Genomic DNA, 23149 nt, shown 5'->3' on the forward strand with positions numbered 1-23149 from the left:
CGGTCTGGTCAGTTGAGGGTCACTTCGACGCGGGGGATCTGCATGGGCTCGGCCTGTTCCAGGTTCTCGGGGGTCCAGTAGCCGCCGACCTCCTCGGGGTCGGTCTCGAGTTCCCTGACCACCACGTTGGAGGGGACGGGTTCCGGGGTGGGCGTGATTTCACCCGTGCCCCCGACGGTCTTCAGCAAACGCTGCTGTTCGAATTCGAGGCGCCCGGCCGACGCGGTCGCCGCCACGGCCACCCCGCCCACGACGATGACACCGACGATCCCTGCGGAGACCAGCATCCTCGGGGTCGGGATCATGGGGCTGCTTCCTTTCGTCGGCGTACCTGATCGTATGACGGATGATTGTCATACTTGGTTCCGTATGGTGACCATATCGGGTTTGCCGTTGGGGAGCAGGGGCAACGCCGTGACCTGGACCAACGCCTTCGGCGCGGCATAGGCGGGCAGTTCCGACTTGGCATGGCTGCGCAGCTCCTCCAGCGTCGCCTCGCCCGCCACCACGGCCACCACGATCTGCCCCCACTCGGGATCGGGGCGGCCGACCACGGCGACCTCCCGGACCTTGGGGTGGGTGGCCAGCACGTTCTGGACGACCCCGGCGACGACCTTCTGGCCGCCGGTGTTGATCACGTCGTCGGCGCGGCCCAGGATCCGCAGCTCCCCGTTCTCGATCTCGCCTAGGTCGCTCGTGGTGAACCACGGGCCGGTCAGGCGGGAGCCGAGGCGGTGGCCGTTCATGAGCATCGGACCGGCGATCATGACCCGGCCCTCGGCGTCGAGTTTGAGATCTACGTTGTCAAGGGGGCGGCCGTCGTACACGCAGCCGCCGCTGGTCTCGGTCATGCCGTAGGTGTGGAAGATCCGCGGGTGGCGGGCCTTCAGGTCGGCGGTGGCCGGGGCGCCGCCCAGCAGGATCGTGGTGAAGCCCGACACGTCGGGCAGGCGGCGCAGCTGGGTCGGCACCAGCGAGACGTGATCGGCCCCGGAGGCCGTCACCTTCCCGGGGTCGAAGGTCTCGTGGACGATCGGATCGGTGCCGCACAACAGTGCCCGCGTGATGACCTGGAGCCCCGACACGTGGGAAGGGGGCAGGCAGCACAGCCACCGGTCGCCGGCCTTCGCGCCGATGCGGTCGAGCGAGGCCCGCGCCGAGGCCAGCAGGGCCCGGGCCGAGAGCTCGACGCCCTTCGGGACCCCGGTCGACCCCGATGTGGCGATGATCACGGCGGTGTCCTCTTCTGCCGGTACGCCCTCCGGGAGCACGCTCGTGCCGTCGGGTGTGGTGACATGGGTCGGCCGCAGCGTGTCGAACAGGGCCCTGACCGCCCGGTCGGGCAACGATGGCGCGACCGGCAGGATCGCCGGGCCGCCGCCGTCGAGCGCGGCGGCCACCGCCTCGGCGAGGGCGGGACCTGGCGGCAGGACAAGAGCGTGCACCGGACGATCGACCACCTGGTCAGGGTAGCCGGGCCGGTGCCGGAGAACGGGGAGGGCGGCGTGGAGCTGCGGGTGTTCCGGATTCCCATGGTGGTCCGGTTCCGGGGGCAGACCGCACGGGAGGGCATCCTGATCAGGGGTCCCCACGGGTGGGGGGAGTTCTCCCCCTTCCCCGAGTACGGCCCGGCCGAGTGCGCCCGCTGGCTGGCCTGCGCGCGGGAGGCCGCGTTCGAGGGCTGGCCGAGCGCGGTGCGGGAGGTCGTGCCGGTGAACACGACCGTGCCGGCGGTCGGGCCCGAGAAGGCCGCCGCGATGGTGCGCGCCTCGGGCTGCGCGACGGCCAAGGTCAAGGTCGCCGAGGCGGGCCAGACGCTCGCCGACGACCTGGCCCGCGTCGAGGCGGTCCGTGACGCCCTGGGGCCGGGCGGGAAGGTCCGGGTCGACGCCAACGGCGGCTGGGACGTCGACGACGCCGTCCGCGCGATCAAGGAACTCGACCGGTTCACCCTGGAGTACGTCGAGCAGCCGTGCGCGACCCTCGACGAGCTGGCCCGGGTCCGGCGGCGGGTCGACGTGCCGATCGCCGCCGACGAGTCGATCCGCAAGGCGGAGGACCCGCTGAAGGTCAGGGCCGCCGAGGCGGCCGACATCGCGGTCGTGAAGGTGCAGCCGCTCGGCGGGGTCGCGAACGCCCTGCGGGTGGTGGAGGCGTGCGGTCTGCCGGCCGTCGTGTCGTCGGCCGTGGAGACCTCGGTGGGCCTGGCGGCGGGGCTGGCGCTGGCCGCCGCGTTGCCGGAATTGCCGTACGCTTGCGGACTCGGGACCATGTCGCTTCTGGCCGGGGATGTCGTGGCCGATCCGCTGGCCGAGGAGCTGGGGGTCCTGCGCGTGCGGCGTCCCGAGGTGGACGAAGACGCCCTGGCGCGTTTCGAGATCGAGTCGCCGGAGTGGATTCGGCGGATGGAGGGGGCCGCCGCGTGAATCCGGCTACCGCGCTGGCGACCGTACTCGTCGACGAACTGGCGTGGTGCGGGGTCACCGAGGCGGTGGTCGCACCCGGGTCCCGGTCGGCGCCCCTGGCGCTGGCGCTCCACGACGACCCCCGCATCCGGCTCCACGTGCGCACCGACGAACGCTCGGCCGGGTTCCTCGCGCTCGGGCTGGCCCGGCGCCTGGAGAAGCCGGTCGCGGTCGTCACCACATCGGGCACGGCCGCCGCGAACCTGCACCCCGCCGTGATCGAGGCGAGCGAGGCGGGGGTGCCGCTGCTGCTGCTGACCGCCGACCGGCCGCCGGAGCTGCGCGGGACGGGCGCCAACCAGACGATCGACCAGGTGAAGCTGTTCGGCTCGGCCGTGCGGTGGTTCGCCGAGATCGGGGTGCCCGAGGAGCGGCCGGGGCAGGTGGCCTACTGGCGGTCGCTGGCCTGCCGCGCCTTCCAGCGGGCCGAAGGTCCGGGCGATCCCGGTCCGGTGCACCTGAACGTGGCGTTCCGGGAGCCTCTCGTACCCGACGGGAACGACGACTGGCCCGAGACGCTCGACGCGAACGGGCCGTGGGTGCGGGCCAGGGTGGCGCCGCCGTCGTCGGCGCTGCACATCCCGGCGACCCGGCGCGGGGTCTTGGTGGTGGGCGACGGCGCGACCAACGTGCGGCGCTACGTCGCGGCGGCCGGGATGGCCGGCTGGCCGGTGCTGTCGGAGCCCAACGGCGGCGGCCGCTACGGCGACACCGCGATCTCGACCTACCACTTCCTGCTCGGCACCCCCGGGTTCGCCGAGGCCCACCAGCCCGACGTGGTCGTGACCCTCGGGCGTCCCGGCCTGTCGCGGCCCCTGCTGGCCTGGCTGAAGCGGGCCCAGGAACACGTCGTGGTGGCCCGCGACCTGACCCGGTGGCCCGATCCGACGCGGTCGGCCACCCAGGTGGCGCAGGCGGTGGAGATTCCCGTGGCGGCCGGCGGCGACCAGTGGCTGAACGCCTGGCGGCGGGCCGAGATGGCCGCCCGTCACGCCGTCGACGACGTGCTCGACGCGGGCGGGCTGAGCGAGCCCCGGCTGGCCCGCGACCTGGCGGCGATCATCCCGAACGGCTCGCTGCTGTTCTGCGGCTCCTCGATGCCCGTCCGAGACCTCGACCAGGCCATGCGGCCTCGGCGCGGGGTGCGGCTGATGGCCAACCGGGGGGCGTCCGGGATCGACGGCCTGGTGTCGACGGCGGCCGGGGCGGCGCTGGCCCACCACGGGCGCGCCTACGCCCTGATGGGCGACCTGTCCTTCCTCCACGACCAGAACGGGCTGGTCATCGGGCCCCGGGAGCCCCGGCCCGACCTGTGCGTCGTGGTGGTCAACAACGACGGCGGCGGGATCTTCTCGCTGCTGCCGCAGTCGTCGCTCGGCGGGTCGTTCGAGCGGATCTTCGGCACGCCCCACGGCGTCGACCTGGGGTACCTCGCGGCGGCGACGGGCACGCCCTACAGCGTGGTCAGCGACCCCGACGATCTGGCCAAGGCGATCCGCGGCGAAGGGCCCCGCCTGGTGGAGGCCCGCACTGACCGGACCGCCAACGCGGCGGTCCACGTGGCGATGCGCGACGCCGTCAGGGCGGCGATCGGCTAGGGGAGTCGGATGGGTCTCGAACACTGGCTGCAGTCGATCCCGGACCTCTGGATCTACGTCGTCGTGGGTCTGGTCATCGGGGTCGAGAGTCTCGGCATTCCGTTGCCGGGGGAGATCGTGCTGGTCAGCGCGTCGCTCATGGCGGCCAAGGGGATCGTCGACCCGCTGCTGGTCGGCGGGTGCGCGACCGCCGGCGCCATCGTCGGCGACTCGATCGGCTTCTCCATCGGCCATCGGGGCGGGCAGGGGCTGTTCGACCGGCTGGGTCGGCGGTTCCCCCGGCACTTCGGGCCCGGCCACGTCGGGCGGGCCAAGGCGCTGTTCCGGCGCTGGGGCGTGTGGGCGGTGTTCTTCGGGCGGTTCGTCGCGCTGCTGCGGATCCTGGCGGGGCCGCTGGCCGGGGCGCTCCATCTGCCGTATTGGCGGTTCCTGGCCGCGAACGTGCTCGGCGCGATCCTGTGGGCCGGGGGGACCACGGCGGTCGTCTACTATCTGGGCGTCGCGGCCGAGCGGTGGCTGAAGCAGCTCTCCTGGGCGGCGCTGGCTCTGGTGGTCGTGTTCGGCCTGGTGACGATGGTGTGGGTGCGGCGGCGGGCCCGGTCGTAGGAGGCCGGTCCCTTCGGGGATACGTGCAGGCCAATTCCCTACAATATTGACAGGTATTAGGGGTATTTCTACGATGAAGGGACCTGAACGAGAGGAACACCGTGACGGCCGTGTCGGATTTCCCGCGCCCCAGGATCGGCGATGCGCCGGAACCATTCAGAGGTGGAACCATGAGAATCCCCCCCGACGTCGAGACCGACACCCGCGACCTCTTCCGCAGCGCCTTCCGCCGCCACGCCGCCGGAGTGGCCGTCGTCACCACGGCGGGGCCGGTCGGATTCACCGCCACCTCCCTAGCGTCCGTCTCGATGGAACCGCCGCTGGTCACCTTCGGCATCGGCCTGGGGTCGTCGAGCTGGCCCGCGATCCGTGACCGGGACAGCTTCGTCGTCCACATCCTGGGCGAGTCGCAGCGCGACCTCGCCACGCTGTTCGCGCGCAGCGGCGCCGACCGCTTCGGCCCGGAGACCAGGTTCGACACCCTCGACACCGGCGAACCCGTGCTCCACGGTGTGGCGGCGTGGCTGCGGTGCGAGATCAGGGAACGGTTCGTGGCGGGGGACCACCGCCTGGTGGTCGGCCTGGTCACCGAGGGGGAGACAATCCCCGGACGGCGGCCGCTGCTCTACCACGACGGCACCTTCGGATCGTTCACCTAGGAGACCCGGTTGTCCTTCCACGAACCGCTGCACCACGTCGTGCCCGCCGGGCTGTCGGACGAGACGGCCCAGACGTCCGGGATGTACCGGCGGGCGGCCATCAGCGGGCCGAGCGTGGGCTCGGCCAGACTCTGGATGGGGCAGACCCACGTCGCCCCGTCCACGCGATCGGCCGACCACCACCACGGCGACTCCGAGACCGCGATCTACGTCGTCAGCGGGCACCCGTCGTTCGTCTTCCTCGGCGACGACGGCGCGGAGCGGCGGATCGACACCTCGCCGGGCGACTACGTGTTCGTGCCGCCGTTCACGCCCCACCGGGAGGAGAACCCGTCGCCCGACGAGGAGGCGGTGGTGGTGATCGCGCGGTCGTCGCAGGAGGCGATCGTGGTCAACCTCCCCTCCTTGGGATCTACTTTGTAAAGGCACCGGGTCGGGGCTAGTCTGTCGCGGTGCCGTACAAGACCCTCGACGACGTGGTCGAACACGAGACGGAGGTGCGGCGGTCGCGGTTCGTCTGCGCCGTCGCGCCGGCCCCCTCGGAGCAGGCCGCCCGCGAGTTCATCACGGCCCGCCGCGCGCTCTACCCCGACGCCACCCACAACTGCACCGCCTACGTGATCGGCACCGGCGCGCGCCGCTCCGACGACGACGGCGAACCCGGCGGCACGGCCGGCACCCCGATGCTCGACGTGCTGCTCAAACGCGGCTACGCCGACGTGGTCACGGTGGTGACCCGCTTCTTCGGCGGCATCCTGCTGGGCGCCGGAGGGCTGGTGCGGGCCTACGGCGGCGCGGTGGGGGAGACCCTCGACCGCGTGAGGCCGGTGACGATGGTCGAGGCCCGGCTGGTGACCGTCTCGATCGACCACGCCCACGCGGGCCGGCTCGAGAACGACCTGCGCGGCCGCTACGACGTGCGCGGGGTCACCTACGGGTCGGGAGTGGCCTTCGACGTCGCGGTGGCCGACCCCGCGGGCTTCGAGGAGTGGCTGGCCACCGCGACGGCCGGACGGGCGAGCGCGTCAGCGGGCGACCCGCTGTTCGTCCGTGCGGAAGACGCCTGAGCAGGCGACCACGATGATCCCGGCGACCGGGACCACCAGCAGGCCCATCCGCAGCGAGCTCGCGTCGGCGATGAGGCCGACCAGTGGCGGCGTACACAGGAATCCGGCCCGCAGCAGCCACGACAGCAGGGTGAGCCCGGTGCCGGGGCGGAAGCCGGGCAGCTGGTCGGCGGCGTGCATGGCGCCCGGGATGAGGGTGGCGCTGCCGAAGCCGGCCAGGCCGAACCCGGCGATGGTGCCGGGGACGCTCGGGAAGGCCAGTGCGAGCCCGACGCCCAGCGCGATGAGCAGGCCGCCCGCGCGGGCGACGGCGGCCTGACCCCACCGGTCGACGAAGCGATCGCCCAGCGCGCGCCCGACGAACTGCGCGCCCACGACGGCGACCAGGCCGAACGCGGCGATGCCGGGGGCCGCGCCGAGCGAGCCCGACAGGTAGACCGCGGCCCAGGTGCCGCCGGCGTCCTCGACGGTGGCGCCGCAGATCGCGATGACCGCGAGCAGCGCGAGCGCGCCGTAGGCGACCGACCTGGCCGGGAGCGCGGGCTTGTCGGGGCCGGCGGCCTCCACGGGCTCCTGCGGCTCGGGGCCGGGGATCAGGAAGCGGTAGGCGACCAGGTTGACGATGACGAACGTCACCGCCGAGATGCTCAGGTGCAGCCCGAGCGACAGGTTCAGGGCGGCCGCGCCGCCGCCCATCAGGCCGCCGAGCACGGCGCCCAGGCTCCAGATGGCGTGGAAGGAGTTGATGATCGAGCGGCCGTAGAGCCGCTGCACGCGCAGGCCGTGGGTGTTCTGGGCGACGTCCACGACCGAGTCGAGCGCACCCACGAGGAACAGCGCCCCGGCGAACAGCGCCCAGCTGGGCGCGAGCCCGGCGAGCAGCACGAGGCCGCCGGTGAGAATCATGCCGCCGACGGCGACGCGGGAGGACCGCAGGCGCCGGATGAGGATGCCCGCCAGCAGGCCGGAGGCGAGCGACCCGGCGGGCACGGCGGCGACGGCCAGGCCGAACTGGGCGTTGGAGAGTTCGAGCGCGTCGATGATGGCCGGGTAGCGCGGCATCAGGTTGGTGAAGATCGCGCCGTTGGTCAGGAACAGCAGGGCGACCGCGGCCCGGGCACGGCGATCGGCGGGGGAGATCAGAGGTCGGCCCTCCAGATGGTCGTGCTGTTCGATGGACGTTCGAGCCCGGCCTCAGCCTTCGAGGGCGTACTGCATGGCGCGGAACTTCGACTGGGCCTCCGCCAGCTCGGCGGCCGGATCGGACCCGCCCATGATGCCGCAGCCCGCGAAGAGCCGGGCGCGCGGCCCGTCGAGCTGGGCGCAGCGCAGCGCGATGCCCCACTCGCCGTCGCCCCGGGCGTCGATCCAGCCGACCGGCCCGGCGTAGCCGCCCCGGTCCATCTGCTCCAGCCGGGGGATCAGCGCGACCGCGTCGTCGGTCGGGGTGCCGCCGACGGCGGCCGTGGGGTGGAGCGCCGCGACCACGTCGAGGACCGACGCGCCGTCGTCGAGTTTCCCGGTGACCCGGCTGGCGAGGTGCTGCACGTTGGGCAGCGAGAGCAGTTCGGGTTCGGCCGGTACGTCGAGCTCCGCGCACAGCGGCTTCAGCGCGGCCTCGACCGAGGCGACCGCGCACGTGTGCTCGTAGCGGTCTTTCGGCGAGTCGAACAGCGTGGCCGGGTCGGCGCCGCTGGGGATGGTGCCGGCCAGCACGAGCGACTCGATGGCCCGCCCGGTGTGCCGCACCAGCAGCTCGGGCGTGGCCCCGATGAGCCCGCCGACGGAGAAGGTGTAGCACTCGGGGTAGCGCGCCGCGAGCCGCGCCAGCGGGACGCGCGGGTCGATGTCGGCCTCGGCGGTCGCGATCAGGTCGCGGGCCAGGACGACCTTCTCCAGCCCCCCGGACGTGATGCGCTCGACGGCGGCGGCGACGGCGTGCTCCCAGCCGGGCGCGGTCAGCGCGCCGTCGGAGTAGCGGATCCGCCCCGGCGGGACGGCGGGCGTGACCAGCCCCAGGTTCTCCTCGCCCACCGTGGTCAGCCAGGCCTGCCCGTCGCGCCGGGCCACCACGACGCGGGGCACGACGAGGACCGACCCGGCCGAGGCCGGGTCGAAGGTGAAGCTGCCGAAGGCGACGGGCCCGGAGCCGGGACGCCGGACCCGGTCGTCGATGTCGGCGTGCCCGAACGCGCCGGCCAGCCAGTCGCGGGCCCACGCGAACCGGCCGGGCCCCGGCGGTATGGTCACCCGCAGCGCCTCGCCCCACGCCACCAGCCCGTCGCCGTGGTGCACCCACGTGTAGGCGGCCGGACCCGGCAGCAGGGAGATGAGGTCACCGGGGTCGCGTACCGGGACCGTGCGGACCACGAGCGGGGGATGAAGTCCGAGGGCGACGCTCACCTGACCCACTTTACGCAGAAACTGAACGTGTTCGACATCGGGTCCCTTTCGTCGGTACGCCGGTGTCAAGACCCGATAGCAGCTTGGTCATGGAAGAGACGCCTGCCGCCTCGGTAATAGAGCCTTGGCGTTCGTGATCTCTACCTTTGGCTCCCGGAGGTGTCCATGATCAAGAAGATCACGCCGGTGGCCGCTGTCGTCACGCTGCTCCTGTGGCCTGGAACGGTCCAGGCGTCCACCCAGCCGATGACGATCGCGGCGCTCGGCGACTCGATCAGCGCGGGCTTCAACGCCTGCGGCTGGTACGTCGCCTGCACGTCGCGCTCGTGGTCGGCCGGCGACCACAAAGACGTCAACAGCCACTACCTGCGGCTGCTGGCCGACGGGGTCGACGTCAGGGGCCGCAACCGCAACTTCGCGTACAACGGCGCGACCAGCGCCGACCTGATGGAGCAGATGGACGAGGCGATCAAGGCCAAGGCGACCTACGTGACGATCCTCATCGGCGCCCAGGACGCGTGCGTGCGCACCGAGAGCCAGATGACCCCGGTGGCGACCTACCGGGCGCGGATCGACGCGGCGCTGGCCAAGCTGGCGCCGACGGGGGCGCAGGTGCGCGTCTCCAGCGTCCCGGACCTGAAGCGCCTGTGGCGGGTCGCCAAGGACAACCCGGTGGCGCGGGCGTTCTGGGGCATCGCGCGCATCTGCCAGACGATGCTGGCCAACCCGACCTCGACCGCCCGGAAGGACGAGGACCGCCGTGACCGGGTCCGCGCGCGGGTGCTGGCGTACAACAACGAGATGGCGAAGGCCTGCGTGGCCTACGGGCCGCTCTGCCGCCACGACAACGGCGAGGTGTTCCGCTACCAGTTCCCGGTGTCGATGGTGAGCAAGTGGGACTTCTTCCACCCGAACGCCGAGGGCCAGAAGACGATCGCCCGGTTGTCGTTCCAGCGGGTGGAGTCGCCGGTCTAGAGCCAGCCGTTGTGGCGGGCCACCCCGGCGGCCTCGACGCGGTTGCGGGTGCCGGTCTTGCCGATGGCCGACGACAGGTAGTTGCGGACCGTGCTCTCCGACAGGTGGAGGCGGGCGGCGAGGTCGGCGATCGTGGTGCCGTCGCCGGCGATGGCGAGGATCTCGCGTTCCCGGTCGGTCAGCGGGCTCGGCCCGGCCGACAGCGCGGCGGCGGCCAGCGCGGGGTCGACGACGCGCTCGCCGCGCAGCACCCGGCGGATGGCGTCGGCGAGGTCCTCGACCGGGCCGTCCTTGACGAGGAAGCCGCGGGCCCCGGCGTCCATGGCCCGGCGCAGGTAGCCGGGGCGGCCGAACGTGGTGAGGATCAGCACCCGGCAGGCGGGCAGCCGTTCGCGCAGGTCGGCGGCGGCCTCCAGGCCGCCTCGGCCGGGCATCTCGATGTCGAGCAGGGCGACGTCGGGCCGCGCCTCCAGGGCGGCGGGCACGACCTCGGTGCCGTCGCCGATCTGGGCCACGACCTCGATGTCGGGTTCGAGGCCGAGCAGCAGGGCCAGGGCGCCGCGCATCATGCCCTGGTCTTCGGCCAGCAGCACACGGATCATCAGGGGGTGGCTCCTTCCGGGACGCCGACGGTCAGCCGGAACCCGCCGGCGGGGGCGTTCCCGGCGGCGAACCGGCCGCCCGCCGCCTCGACGCGTTCGCGCAGGCCGCCGAGCCCGTTCCCGGACGCGGGCCCGGTGACCCCGGCGCCGTCGTCGGCGATGGTCAGCTCGGCGCCCTCACTCTCCCCCTCGCCGACGACCAGGGTGATGGCGCAGGTGCGGGCGGTGCTGTGGCGGATCACGTTGGTGACGCCCTCGCGGACCGCCCAGCCGAGCAGGGCGTCGGTCTCCGGCGCGAGCGGGCTCCCGGGGCTCCGCACGGTCAGTTCGATGCCCGCGGCGGCCAGCGCGTCGCGGGCGGAGGTGAGCTCGGCGTCCAGGCCCCGCCCCCGGTAACCGGTCACGGCGGCCCTGACCTGGGTGAGGGCCTGGCGGCCGATCTCCTCGATGTCGGCGGCCTGCCGGGCGGCCGCCTCGCCGTCGCGGGGCGCCAGCCGCCGGACCACCTCGGCCTTGACGACCATGACGGACAGGGTGTGGCCGAGCAGGTCGTGCAGGTCGCGGGAGAACCGCAGGCGCTCCTCCGAGACGGCCACCCGCGCGAGCTCCTTCCGGGTGGCCTGCAGCTCGGCGATGGTGTCCCACAGCTGCACGATGATCCACGGCACCAGCCCGGCGACGAACACCCCCCAGCCGGAGAAGGCCACGTTCATCGCGCCGACGTCGCTCCTGATGGCGGCCAGGACCGCGATGCCGGTGAGCGGCACCAGCAGCGCCACGCCGGGCCACCGGCGGACGACGGCGCCGGTGGCGACGGCGCTCATGGTGAGCGTGAAGGACCAGGAGCCGCCGAAGGCCAGGGCGGCGGCCGAGCTCGTGAGGCCGAGCAGCGCCAGGGCGAGGTGGGACTCGCGCCGGGCGGTCCACAGATAGAGGACGATGACCGCGACCACGGCCGCCCAGCGGGGGATCGAGGGCCGGGCGACCGTCTCCAGGACGGGGAAGGTCATGAGGAGGACCCAGAAGGCGAACCCTCCCTGACGGTTGGTCATCCACTCCTCCCGGCACGGCGGAAACCGTACAAAGCGTAGAGGGTGAAGGCGGCGGTCCACCCCAGCAGGATGAGCACCGATCGCAGCGAGGGGGCCTCGCCGAACAGCACCGCCCAGGGCAGGTTCGCGTACGCCGCCACCGGGCTCCACTCGCTCACGGTCTGCAGCCAGCCGGGGAAGTTCGCGGCCGGGAACCACAGCCCGCCGACGACCGACAGGGAGATGTAGCCGGCCAGGTTGGCGGCGGCCGAGTTCTGCGGGCTCAGCAGGTAGGCGTTGCCCAACGCGAACAGGCTGAACGGGATCGTGCCGACCCACAGCAGCAGGGTGACCGCGACCCACTCGAACGGCGTCAGCGGCACCCCGTTGACCAGCCCCCCGGCGGTCAGGACGAGCAGGATCGAGGGCACCACGATGATCGCGCCGGTGGCGGCCTTGCCGGCGATGACCCGCCACGACGGGATGGGCAGCACGGCGAGCTGGGCCAGCCAGCCGAGCGCCTTGTCCTCGCTCGTGCCGGTGCCGTTGCTGAACGCGCCGCCGAGCGCGCCGTAGGCGGCCATGCCCACCATGCTCCACGCCGCGGCGGCGGCCTGCGCCTCGGGGCCCTGGGCGCCCAGCGCGAGGTTGCTGAAGATCAGGTACATGACGACCGGCAGGGTGAGGCTCATCACGATGAAGCCGTGGTCGCGCAGCATCTTGCGGACTTCGAGGCGGATGTAGGCGGTCATGCGATCCTCCCGGAGATGAGGGCGAGGAAGGCGTCCTCGAGGTCGCCGCCCTTCTTGATCTCGGCGCTGGTGCCGTCGGCGACCAGGCGGCCGCGGTTCATCACGACGATGCGGTCGGCGAACCGGTCGGCCTCGTCGAGGTGGTGGCTGGAGAAGACGACGGTGCGGCCGCTCATGGACAGGCCGCCCCAGAAGTCGCGGCGGGCCTCGACGTCGAGCCCCGCGGTGGGTTCGTCGAGCACGAGCAGCTTGGGGTCGCCGGCCAGGGCCATGGCGAACCGCACCCGCTGGCGCTGCCCGCCCGACAGCCGGTCGACCCGCGAGCGGTCGATCCCGGCGAGCCCGGCCTGGGCGACGATCTCGTCGTAGGGGAGGGGCGCGGGGAAGACGGCGCGGGCGAACCGCACCAGCTCGCGGACGGTGACGCGGGGCGGCAGCCCGATCTCCTGCTGCATGACCCCGACGAGCCCGTCGTAGATCGCCGAGCGGGAGTCGCGGCCGAACAGGGAGGTGGTGCCGGCGTCGGGTGCGAGCAGCCCGAGCAGCACGCTGATGGTGGTGGTCTTGCCCGCGCCGTTGGGCCCGAGCAGGGCGAGGCGCTGCCCCTGGGGGACCGTCAGGCTGAGGCCGTCGACGGCGAGGACGTGCCGGTAGGCCTTGCGCAGGCCGCGGATGACGATGGCGTCGGTCATGACGACGACGCTATTTCCGGCGGCCGCGCGGCCGTAGGGAGCCGAATCCCGAGATCGGCGGGACAAAAGTCCTATCGGGAATCTACTTTGTAAAGGCGCCGGGCCTCAGCCGAACAGGCCGAGCTGCTCGGCACCCGGCGGCTGCGCCGGAAGGGCCGTCTGGCGGACCGCGCGCTCCCTGATCCCGTGCTTGCGGGCCAGTTCGGCCACCTGGGCGGTGATCCGCTGCTGGTAGGCCTTGGGCGCGTAGGCGCCGCGTCCGTAGAGCTCCCGGTAGCGCGGCAGCAGGCTCGGATGGTCGCGGGCCAGCCAGTCGAGCCACCATTCGCGCGCGCCGGTGCGCAGGTGGAGCACCAGCGGGATCACCCCGGTCGCCCCGGCCTCGGCGATCTCCTTCACGGTCGCCTCAAGCTGGGCGGGGGAGTCGGTGAGGTGGGGCAGGATCGGCGCCATCAGCACCGAGCAGGGAACGCCGGCCTCGTTGAGCGCGGCCACGGCGTTGAGCCGGGCGCGCGGGCTCGGGGTGCCGGGTTCGGTGGCCCGCCAGGCGGCCGGATGGGTGGTGCCGATCGACATCGCGGTGGACACCCGGGTGCGCCGGGCCGCTTCGGTGAGCAGGTCGAGGTCGCGGAGGATGAGCGTGCCCTTGGTCAGGATGGAGAAGGGGTTGGCGAAGTCGGTGAGGGCCCGGATGATGCCCGGCATCAGCCGGTAGCGCCCCTCGCACCGCTGGTAGGGGTCGACGTTGGAGCCCATCGCGATGGGGTCGCCCTGCCAGCGCGGCCCGGCGAGTTCGCGGCGCAGCAGCTCGACGGCGTTGGTCTTCACGATGATCTTCGTGTCGAAGTCGTGGCCGGCGTCGAGGTCGAGGTAGGTGTGGGTGTTGCGGGCGAAGCAGTAGACGCACGCATGGGTGCAGCCCCGGTAGGGATTGAGGGTCCATTCGAAGGGCACGCGGCTCGCGCCGGGGACGCGGTTGACGATCGAGCGGGCGTGGATCTCGTAGAACGTGACGCCGCGGAACTCGGGCGTGTCGATCGTCCGGACGACCGCGCCCTTGGTGATCAGGGCGTCGTCGGGCCGTTCGGGGATGAGTTGCAGGTTGTCCCAGCGCATCCCATGATTGGAACATCTGTTCGATCATGATCGCAACGGAAAGCGGGGGCAAATCGCACCCCTCCAAACGGCTAACGATCTTCTTTAGGGGGAACGACGTCCGCACACACCTTGCATCCCTGGGAGGTGCGCCATGTCCTGGTCGCAAGACGAGGAGCGGATGCTGGCGATGATCGAGCGGCACCTCACAGACGAGGATCCGCGGCTGGCCGCCCGTTTAGAGTCGTTCAACGAGCGGGTGGAGCGGGGCGAGCGACATCGCCGCCGCACCGACAAGAAGAAGCGCCGGTGGCGGCGGTCGACGGTGGTGATCGCGGTGAGCTGGTTGCTGATCGCGACGTTGATCGCGACGCTGCTGGTGATGGCCTTCCACAACGACGCGGCCGCGGTGCCCTTCTAGTTGCGGCGCGCGTTAAATGCTTTGTCCGTCCCGTCCCCCGATGTTTACAGTGACCCGCATGGCCTCCAACTTCTGCTGCCCCGTCTTCATCCGCATCCGCCACAGCCGGGCTCTGGCCCGCTAGCGGACGCGGACTTTCTCTGAACTGAGGGCATTTCGCGTCCCGGGCGCGGCCCAGGGCCCTTCGAGACCCCATGAATCTCGAAGATCCCGAAGGGCAGTGCTGTGGCGCAGAATTTCGCGCACGGAAACTATTCGCATACCCAGAAGAAGGCCAGGAACAGCGGGGGCGGTCGCACGCCCGCCGACGGCGCACGCCGGACGCTCTCGCAGAACTTCCTGGTCGACCGGCACGCCGTCGAACTGATGGTGAAGGCCGCCGCGCCGGAGGGGCTCGTGCTGGAGCCCGGCGCGGGGGAGGGGGCGCTCACGTTCGCGCTGGCCGAGGTGGCCGAGCGCGTGATCGCCTACGAGATCGATCCCCGGCTCGCGGGGCGGCTCGCCTCCCAGACGAGAGACAACCAGGTCATCGATGTGGTCAGAGGTGATTTCACGCGTGCGCGGATACCACGGGAGTCGTTCGCGGTGGTGGGGAACATTCCCTATTCGGTCACTTCGAAGATCGTCGACTGGTGTCTTCGGGCGCCGGATCTATCGTCGGCGACGCTTCTGACCCAGCGCGAGTACGCCCGCAAGCGCACCGGTGACTACGGCCGCTGGAGCCTGGTCACGGTCGAGTCGTGGCCGTGGTTCCACTGGCGGCTCGGGCACACCATCTTCCGTGAGTCGTTCCGGCCGGTCCCGTCGGTCGACTCGGCGATCCTGCGGATCGAGCGCAGGCCCGAGCCGCTGGTGTCCGACCGGCGCTCCTACCGGGAGCTGGTCGAGCTGGGCTTCGGCGGGACCGGCGGCTCGGTGCGGGCCTCGCTGAAGACCCGTTACGAGGGGGTGGACGCCGCCCTGGCGGCGGCGGAGGTGCCCCGCGACGCCGTCGTGGGCCACGTCCACCCCGACCAGTGGGTCGCGCTGTGGCGGCGCCTGTGCTGACCCGGCCCCTCACGGGAGCCAGATGGCGGCGAGCTGCCGGGCGGCCAGCGCCGGCGGGGTGGCGCGCAGCAGCGCGTCGCGCAGCCAGGCGGCCGGGCCGGTCCGCGTGGTGAGCCGCGACTGACGGCTGGAGGCGGCCATGAGCCGGTTGGCTCGTGGCCGCCTTTGCGCGTCGTAGCGGGCCAGCCGCTCGGCCGCCTCGCCGGGTGCGGCCCCGGTGAGGTGCCGGACCAGGGCGGCGGCGTCCTCGAACGCCTGGCTCGCGCCCTGCCCCAGGTCGGGGGTCATGCCGTGCGCGGCGTCGCCGAGCAGGCAGATCCTGCCGGTCGTGTACGTCTCCAGCGGCCGGGCCAGCCGGGTGATCGGGTCGACGTGGACGTCGGCCACGGCGGTCGCCCGCAGCACCGCCGGCACCGCCGGGTGCCAGCCCGCCATGAGCTCGGCCATCTGGTCGCGGGCCTGCTCCGGCGCGGGGACCGTCGCGGGCGCGGGGGCGTCGGTGAACCAGTACAGGCCGCCGGCCCCCATCGGGAACAGGCCGAACATCGCGCCGCTGTGCCGGTCGACGAGGATCGCCGTGAGCAGGTCGTGCACGCCCGGGATCGGGCCGAGCGTGCCGCGCAGGTCGAGGCGGCCGGTCCGCACGGCGCCCGGGTGGCCGGGGAACAGGCGGGCGCGCAGGCGGCTGCCGATCCCGTCGGCGACCACGACGGCCTCGGCCGTGGCGATCTCTTCACCGCCGCTCAGGAGGGTGACGCCGCCGGGTTCCTGGTTGAGGTCGTCGACAGGGACGCCGGTGCGGACGCGATCGGCCGGCAGCCCCTCGCGCAGGGTGCGGTGCAGGACGGCGCGGTCGACGACGACGGTCGGGCCGTAGCGTTCCTGCGCCTTGGCGGCGTCGGTGACCAGGAGCGGACGGCCGGCGCGGTCGCGCAGCCCGCCCTGGGCGGTCGGCGCGGCGTGCGCGCGCAGGGGAGCGCCCAGGCCGAGGGTGTCGAGGGCGGCGAGGCCGTTGGGCATCACGACGATGCCGGTGCCGGTCTCCCGCAGGTCGGGGGCGCGTTCGTAGAGGGTGACGTCGTGGCCGGTCAGGTGGAGGCCGGTGGCGGCGGTGACGCCGCCGAGCCCGGCTCCGACGATCGCGATTCTCATGGGGATCCCGTCATTCACTACGGTTGTACTACTACTGCTATTGGTAGCATGACGGGGTGCCGCCCTCGAATCCGGACCGCCGCCGGGCCCTCACCGACGCCGCCATCGGGCTGCTCGCGTCGTCGGGGGTGCACGGCCTGACCCACCGCACCGCCGAACGCGCGGCGGGGCTGCCGACGGGCACGGCCTCCAACTACTTCCGCAACCGCGAGGCCCTGCTGGTGGCCGCGGCCGAACGCGTGGTCGAGCTCCACCTGGCCGACATGGACGCCGCCGCCGACCGCCAGACGGGTGAGCCCGACCTGGCCGAGCTGCTGACCGAGTCGCTCCTGGGCGCGGCGACCGTGCTGCGCGACCGTTACCTCGCCATCTTCGAGCTCCGCCTGGAGGCGGTCCGCCGCCCCGAGCTCAACCGGGCCCTGGAGGGTCTGCAGGCGGTGGCGACCGGGTTCACCCGGGGGCACCATGCCCAGCTCGGGCTCGCGATCCCGCCCGAGCGGGTGCCGGCGCTCATGGCGCTCTACGGCGGCGCGCTGTTCACCCTGGTCACGGCGCCGGTGGGGACGGTCACACGGGAAGGGGTCCAGCAGATCGTGCGCGCGATGGTCCCCGACGTGCCCAGGTGAGTCGCGGGCGACACGAGTGATCAGGTCGGTGGCTGCTCTACCGGGCGCGGACCGGGCTGCCCCGGCGGGACCTGCCCGAGCGGTCAGGGGCCTGAGTCACGGCTGACAAGCGGCATCGCCAGTGGGCGGCCGACGGGGCCTGGCCCGAGCTCATCGGCCCCTAGACCTTGGCCAGGAACGCGTCGAGCTTGGCCAGCAACTCGTCGGCGTAACGTTTGTCGATGAACATGCCGCCCGCGTGCTGAGCTCCCGGGTAGACGAGCAGTTCGCTGTCTTCCGTGGCTTTGTGCAGTTCCTTGGCGACGGCCGGGGCGCCGCCGCTCGTGTCCTCTTCCGCCACGGCGTAGATCGCCGGGATCGTGAGGGTCTTGACCGTCTCCGCCTGTCCGTCCAGCCCACCTGACAGGGAGACGACGCCGGCCGCCTGTGCCTCGGGCTTGGCGGCCGTGGCGAGCGCGACCGATCCGCCGAGCGACCCTCCGGCGTAAACGATCTTCTGGGCGCCCTGTTTCCTGAGCTCGTCGGCGACGGCCATCATCTCCTTCGGCCCCTGTTCGAGCATGGCCGGAATGCCCGCCATGCGCGGCGGAGACCCGTATTCGAACACGGCCACCCGGACCCCGCTCTTGATCAGATGATCCGCCCACACCAGCCAGTCGCAGTGATAGCCGTCGAGCGTGTTGGCGATGACGACACCCACCGGCCCGTCTCCCGCGATGCCGACCGCCAGGTTCTGCACCGTCACCGGCGTGAACGCGACCGAAGGCCCGACCTTGCACCCCACCAGCTTGGGCGCGGGGGACGCGACGGGCGCGGCCGACGACACCGCGGGGGCCGGCTGCTGCGCGGCAGGCGCGGCATCCCGCCCGCACGCGGGCACAGCGAGTAACAGCACCAGAAGCAGACCCGAAAATCGCATGCGGCCAATATCCGCCGCATCTCCCGGACCGTCAACAAAACATTGTCGTGTACGACCTCGGCAAAGGCCCGAGATTTGCAGGAGTTTCGGCAACAGCGCTTTTTCTTTGGATTCTCCCGATAGCCGTTCCCGGCTCTGGAGAGACGGCCGAGCTGAGCCGGCGGTCATCGCGGCGGCGATCCGCGTCTGAAGATCGTCAGCCGCCAAGCCGTAGAGGACAGGGTCGACCCGCACCGGCTCGAAGGCACCGTCCTGATGCGCCCGATCAGCTCGGTCATCGAGCACTTCCGCGCGGAGCTCACCCACTGAAACGTGTCCACCGATCCTCTTATCAAATTGTTCAACAATCCCTACATTGAACACATGGCCAAATCCTTGATCGGTGTCTTACTAGCCGCCCTGATCGGGCTCGCGCTGATCACGTACACGACCGGGTTCACCAGCACGGATGCGGGCGTCGTCGCCGTCATCCGCGACGGCGGGCCGCTCGACGAGAGCGGCATCCGCCAGATCCTCAACCCGGCCACCGGTCCCACCTGGACCGGCCTCATGTCCACCGCGCACACCTATCCGGCCCAGCAGCGCATCTACACGATCACCTCGGACCCCAAACGGGCCACCACGCTCGGGGTGGACGAGGTGGTCGTGCCCAGCGGCGACGGCGTCAACGTGGGGGTCGAGGGCACGTTCTACTTCACCCTCAACCTCGACCACCCGACCCTCAGGGCCTTCGACGACCGGTACGGAACCCGCACCTACATCGGCGACGGCGACGACATGCTCTACGCCTGGGACGGCGACGAAGGCTGGAGCGCCTTCTTCAGCCAGGCGGTCCGCCCGGTCATCTACAACACGCTGCGCGTGCAGATCGGCGCCATGCGCTGCGAGGAACTGGTGCCCACCTGCGCTTTCCTCAACGGCGCCGAGATCCCGGAACCGAGCACCGGCCTGGCGAACCTGGCCCGCGTCCAGACCGGCGTCAACGCCAGCCTGGAACGGGAGATCCAGTCCATGCTGGGCGGCCCCTACCTCACCGGATTCCGCTTCAACCTCGTCAGGATCACCCTGCCCGACGAGGTCCAGCAGAGCATCACCAAGGCCCAGGGCGCGCAGGCCGACATCCGCCAGGCCGAGGCCAGAGCCGAACAGGCCAAGATCGACGGACGCGCGCTCGTCACCGGCGCCGAGGCCGAGGCCGACGCCAACCGCGCCCGCCAGAAGGGCTACGAGGCCTGCCCCGCCTGCGTGGAGATCGACAAGATCGGCGCGCTCCCCGACGGCATCACCGTCTACGCCCCCGGCAACCCCCAGGGCGTGGACGCCTCCGGCAAGTAGATGATTGTCTGCGAGACGTGAGTGAACCAGGCTCCTCGAACGCCCACGGCGAGACCCGCCCGTTCCGGGTCCGCAGCAGCACGGCCGAATGGGCGGCGGCGATCCTCCGCCAGCGCGTCACCCAGGGCGGCCTGCCGCCCGGCAGCCGCCTGGCCGAAGACGAGCTGACCGCCGAGCTGGAAGTCTCCCGCAACACCTTGCGGGAGGCCTTCAGCCTGCTCGGCCACGAGCGCCTGCTGGAACACCGGTTCAATCGGGGCGTGTACGTGCGCGTCCTGTCCCCGGACGACGTCGCCGACATCTACCGGGTCCGCCGCATGATCGAGGGCGCCGCCGTCCGCCGCCCGGACAAGGACCCCATCTCCCTGACCGCCCTGCGGGACGCGGTCTCCGACGCGGAGAGGGTGGCCGCCGAGGGCCGCTGGCTCGACGTCGGCACCGCCGACCTGCGCTTCCACCAGCTCATCGTCTCCTTCAACGGGAGCAGGCGGGTGGACGCGATGATGGCCCAGCTCATGGCCGAACTCCGCCTGGCCTTCCACGCGATGGACCCCCGCGGGCTGCACGCGCCGTTCCTGCCCCGCAACCGCGAACTGCTGGGCCTGCTGGAGTCGGGCCGGAACGCCGAGGCCGACGCCCTGCTCGCGACCTACCTCGACGACGCCGAACGCCTGCTGCTGGCCGTGTGCGCGTGAGGGTGCATGGGTGAACCACGGCAGCGCCCGCGATCGCCTTCTAGGGGTCATGGCGGGTGATGGCCGGGTGCAGGGCGACGACGACCCGGTGGTCGCGGCCGCCCGGGGACTGTTCGTCGTGGTAGCGGGCGACGAGGGAGGCCACGGTGGCCGAGAGTTCCTCGGCGAAGGCGGCCCGGTCGCGGGCGCTGGCGAAGCGGACGGTGCCGTCGATCGCGAACGTGGCGACCTTCTGCTGGGCGCGTTCCGACCGGGTGATCAGCGCGCCGACGTCTTTCACCAGCTGGGCCGCCACGGCCAGGAGCCAGGCGGCCGACAGGCGGTCGGGCCGCCGGGAGGGGTCGGGTTCGACCGCCCCCAGCGCGGCGGGGGAGATGACGTAGGAGCCGGCGGTCGCGCGCATGACCCGTTCGGTCACGTTGCCCTTGCGGCGCTCCTCGACGAGCTCGACCAGGCCGTGCTTCTCGAGCGTCTTGAGGTGGTAGTTGACCTTCTGCCGGGGCAGGCCGATCTTGGCGGCGAGCTGGGTGGCCGAGCCGGGCTCGGCGAGTTCGGCCAGGATGCGGGCGCGGACCGGGTCGAGGGAGACTTCGGCGGCCGCGGGGTCGTCGATGACCGCCACTTCGAACATGGCCTCAGGTTCTCACCGACAAGAAAACTTGTCAAAAGCCCCTGAGGAAGTCGGCCGCCACGGGCGCGGCCACCTTGCCGCCGCCTCCGCCGCCCTCGACGACGACCGCGAACGCCACGTCGTCGCGGTATCCGTGGAACCAGGCGTGGGAGGGCAGCTTGGGCCCGCTGCCGTATTCGGCCGTGCCGGTCTTGCCGTAGGCGCCGCCGGGCAGCCCGGCCGCCTTGGCGGTGCCCTTGGTCACCACGGCGTGCATCATCGCGCGCAGGTCGTCGGCCACCCCGTCGGGCAGCGGTTGCTCCTTGGCCTTCTGCTTCAGGCCCGGGACCAGCGTCGGGGGCCGCCAGGTGCCGTCGGCGACGGCCGCCGCGACCGAGGCCATGATCAGCGGGCTGGCGATGATCTTCGCCTGGCCGAACGACTCGGCGGCGAGTTCGGCGTCGGAGGTCGCCTTCGGCATGCTGCCCTTGCTGGCCGGGACGCCGATGTTGAGCGGCTGGTTGAAGCCGAGGCTGCCGGCGACGTCGTAGAGGCCCTCGGCGCCCAGGTGCTCCTGGGCCAGCGGGGCGAAGGTGGTGTTGCAGGAGTAGGCGAAGGAGTCGCTGAAGCTGATCGTCCCGTATTCGGCGTTGTCGCTGTTGCGGATCTTCAGCCCGCCGACGTTCGCGTTCTCCGGGCAGGTCACCCGCTCGTCCGGAGCGACCCCCTTGGCCAGCAGGGCGGCGGCGGTGACCGTCTTGAAGGTCGAGCCGGGGGCGTACTGGCCGTTGAGGGCGCGGTTGAAGTCGCCGCGGTTGTTGGCGATGGCCAGGACCTCGCCGGTCGAGGGCCGGATGGCCACGAGCGAGGCGGGCTTCTCGAGGTCGCGGATGGCGTCGGCGGCGGCGTTCTGGATCTTCATGTCCAGGCTGGTCCTGACCGGCTCGCCCTCCTTGCCCTTGATCGACTCCAGGGGCTTGTCGCCGGCCATGACGTCGGTGGTGGGGCTGCCGGCCAGGCGCTTCTGGAAGGTCTCCTGCAGGCCGCCGCGTCCGATGGCCTGGTTCTTGCGGTAGGCGGGGCCGAGTTTCGCGACGTCCTTGGGGGTCGCCTTGTCGAGGAACCCGGCGAGCTGCTGCACCGAGCCGCCGACGTCGGTGCCGTCGATGCGATTGCCGTCGGCGTCGGTCAGCGCGGCCCGCTGCGGCCAGGTCGTCTTCAGCGCCAGCTTGGCGGTGCCGTCGATGCCGGGGTGCAGGGCCTGCGGCTTCCAGTCGACCTTCCAGTGCCGGTCGGACACGACCAGGTCGAAGGTGCCCGTGTACGTCCAGGGCCCGACGTCGGCGATGTCGAGGGTGGCCGTGTAGGACGCCTCGTAGCGGTCGTCTCCGGCGGGGGCCACCTGGCCCAGCTCCACGTTCTTGACGGTCGCCTTGAGGTCTTTGGCGATCGAGGCGGTGACGGCGTCGAAGGCGGCCGGAACCGGGGCGACCAGCTGGGTCTTCATCGCCGTCAGGTCGTTGGCCGCCCAGGCGGCCGCGTAGAGGCGGGCGGTCTCCTGAGGGGTGCCGCGCGTGTGCAGCACCCACCAGGCGCCGGCTCCGCCGCCCGCGGCGGCGACCACGCACGCCACCGAAATGATCGCTATCGTTCGTCCCCGCACGGCGACGAGCTTAGCGAACCCCATTCCTTACAAATGGGGATTTGTTACGTATTAGGCCGTTTGGCGTAGCTGGGCACGTACTCCTGGCCGGAGAGTTCGCGGATGGCGTCCATGATCTGGTCGGTGACCTCACGCCGGTCGCGGGCCTTGGCGGCGTCGCCCTCGAAGGTCATCGGCTTGCCGATCGTGACGTCGATGCGGTGGACGCGCGGCACCGACGCGCCCGGCGGCAGCACCTTGTCGGTGCCCGCCAGCGCCACCGGCAGGACGGGCGCGCCGGTCGTCAGGGTCAGCCAGGCGACGCCGATCTTGCCCTTGTAGAGGCGGCCGTCGGGGGAGCGGGTGCCCTCGGGGTAGATGCCGAACAGCCCGCCGTCGTTCAGGATGCCGGCGGCGGCGTCGAGCATCGCCTGGGCGGCTCCGGCGCTGTCGCGGTCGATCGCGATGTTGCCGCTCATGATCAAGCGGGTGATCGGGCTGCCGGTGAAGTATTCGTTCTTGGCGACGAAGGTGACCGGCCGGGGCATCAACGCGGGCAGGAAGAAGGAGTCGAGCGCCGACAGGTGGTTGGCGGCGATGATCGCCGGACCGGTCTCGGGGACGTGCTCCATGCCCACGACACGCGGACGCCAGACGGCGTGCATCACCGGGACGCTGATGACTTTGGCGACGCGATAGAACAGCGACGACAACGGGGGCTCCTCCCTCGGTTGACCGCTCCAAGCCTAGGTGTCGC

26 protein-coding genes are annotated in these 23149 nt (G+C 71.9%); 12 read left to right on the forward strand and 14 right to left on the reverse strand.

Translation table 11 applies throughout. The features are described 5' to 3' along the window. Window positions 1–8: 8 nt before the first annotated feature. Both FDA94_RS30415 and FDA94_RS30420 read right to left on the reverse strand, forming a co-directional pair. A complete protein-coding gene (locus FDA94_RS30415; RefSeq protein ID WP_137250503.1) occupies window positions 9–305 on the reverse strand; it encodes a hypothetical protein in 297 nt (98 codons plus the stop codon). A 48-nt stretch (window positions 306–353) separates the two neighbouring features. Beyond that, window positions 354–1460, reverse strand: coding sequence for an AMP-binding protein (locus FDA94_RS30420; RefSeq protein ID WP_137250504.1), 1107 nt, complete (start codon window positions 1458–1460; stop codon window positions 354–356). A gap of 51 nt (window positions 1461–1511) precedes the next feature. On the opposite strand from FDA94_RS30420, the gene FDA94_RS30425 reads away from it, so the two are divergent. From FDA94_RS30425 to FDA94_RS30450, 6 genes are all read left to right on the forward strand, one after another. Then, window positions 1512–2426: an o-succinylbenzoate synthase gene (locus tag FDA94_RS30425; protein ID WP_425460183.1), complete on the forward strand. Its 915-nt coding sequence runs from the start codon at window positions 1512–1514 to the stop codon at window positions 2424–2426. Then, window positions 2423–4063 (forward strand): 2-succinyl-5-enolpyruvyl-6-hydroxy-3-cyclohexene-1-carboxylic-acid synthase, encoded by a 1641-nt coding sequence (gene menD / locus FDA94_RS30430; RefSeq protein WP_137250505.1) that lies wholly within the window; start codon window positions 2423–2425, stop codon window positions 4061–4063. Before FDA94_RS30425 ends, menD begins: the two co-directional genes overlap by 4 nt. A gap of 9 nt (window positions 4064–4072) precedes the next feature. Continuing rightward, a complete protein-coding gene (locus tag FDA94_RS30435; RefSeq protein WP_137250506.1) occupies window positions 4073–4669 on the forward strand; it encodes a DedA family protein in 597 nt (198 codons plus the stop codon). A gap of 170 nt (window positions 4670–4839) precedes the next feature. Continuing rightward, window positions 4840–5328, forward strand: a complete 489-nt coding sequence (locus FDA94_RS30440; protein WP_137250507.1) for a flavin reductase family protein — start codon at window positions 4840–4842, stop codon at window positions 5326–5328. Window positions 5329–5337: 9 nt separating this feature from the next. Continuing rightward, the gene (locus FDA94_RS30445; protein WP_246060231.1) at window positions 5338–5751 is read left to right on the forward strand and encodes a cupin domain-containing protein; all 414 of its coding nucleotides are present in this window, start codon (window positions 5338–5340) and stop codon (window positions 5749–5751) included. Window positions 5752–5780: 29 nt separating this feature from the next. Beyond that, window positions 5781–6395 carry an IMPACT family protein gene (locus FDA94_RS30450; RefSeq protein ID WP_137250508.1) on the forward strand — a complete coding sequence of 205 codons (615 nt, stop codon included), beginning with the start codon at window positions 5781–5783 and terminating at the stop codon, window positions 6393–6395. Here the strand turns inward: FDA94_RS30450 and FDA94_RS30455 are convergent. Together FDA94_RS30455 and FDA94_RS30460 are read right to left on the reverse strand one after the other, a co-directional pair. Then, complete coding sequence (locus FDA94_RS30455; protein ID WP_342778557.1) at window positions 6354–7571, reverse strand: MFS transporter; 1218 nt, start codon at window positions 7569–7571, stop codon at window positions 6354–6356. The two genes, FDA94_RS30450 and FDA94_RS30455, sit on opposite strands and share 42 nt — an antisense overlap. 18 nt (window positions 7572–7589) lie before the next feature. Continuing rightward, window positions 7590–8798, reverse strand: coding sequence for an isochorismate synthase (locus FDA94_RS30460; protein ID WP_137250510.1), 1209 nt, complete (start codon window positions 8796–8798; stop codon window positions 7590–7592). Window positions 8799–8963: 165 nt separating this feature from the next. Here FDA94_RS30460 and FDA94_RS30465 point away from each other — a divergent pair, with 165 nt between their 5' ends. Further along, window positions 8964–9773 (forward strand): GDSL-type esterase/lipase family protein, encoded by an 810-nt coding sequence (locus FDA94_RS30465; protein WP_137250511.1) that lies wholly within the window; start codon window positions 8964–8966, stop codon window positions 9771–9773. Here the strand turns inward: FDA94_RS30465 and FDA94_RS30470 are convergent. The 5 genes from FDA94_RS30470 to FDA94_RS30490 all read right to left on the reverse strand — a co-directional run bounded on the left by FDA94_RS30470 (window position 9770) and on the right by FDA94_RS30490 (window position 13966). Beyond that, complete coding sequence (locus FDA94_RS30470) at window positions 9770–10375, reverse strand: response regulator transcription factor (RefSeq protein WP_137250512.1); 606 nt, start codon at window positions 10373–10375, stop codon at window positions 9770–9772. The genes FDA94_RS30465 and FDA94_RS30470 overlap by 4 nt on opposite strands. After that, the gene (locus FDA94_RS30475) at window positions 10375–11427 is read right to left on the reverse strand and encodes a sensor histidine kinase (protein WP_137250513.1); all 1053 of its coding nucleotides are present in this window, start codon (window positions 11425–11427) and stop codon (window positions 10375–10377) included. The genes FDA94_RS30470 and FDA94_RS30475 overlap by 1 nt, the downstream gene beginning before the upstream one ends. Continuing rightward, on the reverse strand, window positions 11424–12158 hold the full coding sequence (locus FDA94_RS30480; protein WP_137250514.1) for an ABC transporter permease: 735 nt from the start codon (window positions 12156–12158) through the stop codon (window positions 11424–11426). Before FDA94_RS30480 ends, FDA94_RS30475 begins: the two co-directional genes overlap by 4 nt. Further along, window positions 12155–12850, reverse strand: a complete 696-nt coding sequence (locus FDA94_RS30485; RefSeq protein WP_137250515.1) for an ABC transporter ATP-binding protein — start codon at window positions 12848–12850, stop codon at window positions 12155–12157. Before FDA94_RS30485 ends, FDA94_RS30480 begins: the two co-directional genes overlap by 4 nt. A gap of 105 nt (window positions 12851–12955) precedes the next feature. Continuing rightward, complete coding sequence (locus FDA94_RS30490) at window positions 12956–13966, reverse strand: Rv2578c family radical SAM protein (RefSeq protein ID WP_137250516.1); 1011 nt, start codon at window positions 13964–13966, stop codon at window positions 12956–12958. Between the two features lie 133 nt (window positions 13967–14099). On the opposite strand from FDA94_RS30490, the gene FDA94_RS30495 reads away from it, so the two are divergent. After that, window positions 14100–14366 carry a DUF3040 domain-containing protein gene (locus FDA94_RS30495; RefSeq protein WP_137250517.1) on the forward strand — a complete coding sequence of 89 codons (267 nt, stop codon included), beginning with the start codon at window positions 14100–14102 and terminating at the stop codon, window positions 14364–14366. A 366-nt stretch (window positions 14367–14732) separates the two neighbouring features. After that, a complete protein-coding gene (gene erm, locus FDA94_RS30500) occupies window positions 14733–15413 on the forward strand; it encodes a 23S ribosomal RNA methyltransferase Erm (RefSeq protein ID WP_425460184.1) in 681 nt (226 codons plus the stop codon). 9 nt (window positions 15414–15422) lie between these two features. On the opposite strand, the gene FDA94_RS30505 is transcribed toward erm, so the two are convergent. Next, window positions 15423–16565, reverse strand: coding sequence for an FAD-dependent oxidoreductase (locus tag FDA94_RS30505; protein WP_137250519.1), 1143 nt, complete (start codon window positions 16563–16565; stop codon window positions 15423–15425). A gap of 56 nt (window positions 16566–16621) precedes the next feature. Here FDA94_RS30505 and FDA94_RS30510 point away from each other — a divergent pair, with 56 nt between their 5' ends. Beyond that, window positions 16622–17191 carry a TetR/AcrR family transcriptional regulator gene (locus FDA94_RS30510; protein WP_137250520.1) on the forward strand — a complete coding sequence of 190 codons (570 nt, stop codon included), beginning with the start codon at window positions 16622–16624 and terminating at the stop codon, window positions 17189–17191. 160 nt (window positions 17192–17351) lie between these two features. Here the strand turns inward: FDA94_RS30510 and FDA94_RS30515 are convergent, their stop codons facing one another. Further along, window positions 17352–18416 (reverse strand): alpha/beta hydrolase, encoded by a 1065-nt coding sequence (locus FDA94_RS30515; RefSeq protein WP_137250521.1) that lies wholly within the window; start codon window positions 18414–18416, stop codon window positions 17352–17354. 57 nt (window positions 18417–18473) lie between these two features. On the opposite strand from FDA94_RS30515, the gene FDA94_RS30520 reads away from it, so the two are divergent. After that, window positions 18474–19445, forward strand: coding sequence for an SPFH domain-containing protein (locus FDA94_RS30520; protein ID WP_137250522.1), 972 nt, complete (start codon window positions 18474–18476; stop codon window positions 19443–19445). Between the two features lie 17 nt (window positions 19446–19462). Next, window positions 19463–20140 carry a GntR family transcriptional regulator gene (locus FDA94_RS30525; protein ID WP_137250523.1) on the forward strand — a complete coding sequence of 226 codons (678 nt, stop codon included), beginning with the start codon at window positions 19463–19465 and terminating at the stop codon, window positions 20138–20140. A gap of 40 nt (window positions 20141–20180) precedes the next feature. Here FDA94_RS30525 and FDA94_RS30530 read toward each other — a convergent pair whose 3' ends face one another. Genes FDA94_RS30530 through FDA94_RS30540 form a run of 3 tightly spaced genes read right to left on the reverse strand, consistent with a single transcriptional unit; the run spans window position 20181 to window position 23105 of the window. Further along, a complete protein-coding gene (locus tag FDA94_RS30530; protein WP_170991198.1) occupies window positions 20181–20771 on the reverse strand; it encodes an ArsR/SmtB family transcription factor in 591 nt (196 codons plus the stop codon). 31 nt (window positions 20772–20802) lie between these two features. Then, window positions 20803–22413, reverse strand: coding sequence for a penicillin-binding transpeptidase domain-containing protein (locus FDA94_RS30535; RefSeq protein WP_246060233.1), 1611 nt, complete (start codon window positions 22411–22413; stop codon window positions 20803–20805). A gap of 44 nt (window positions 22414–22457) precedes the next feature. After that, window positions 22458–23105, reverse strand: a complete 648-nt coding sequence (locus FDA94_RS30540) for a lysophospholipid acyltransferase family protein (protein ID WP_246060234.1) — start codon at window positions 23103–23105, stop codon at window positions 22458–22460. Between the last annotated feature and the right edge of the window lie 44 nt (window positions 23106–23149).

It is taken from the genome of Herbidospora galbida (assembly GCF_005233835.1).
Taxonomy (GTDB): Bacteria; Actinomycetota; Actinomycetes; order Streptosporangiales; family Streptosporangiaceae; genus Herbidospora; species Herbidospora galbida.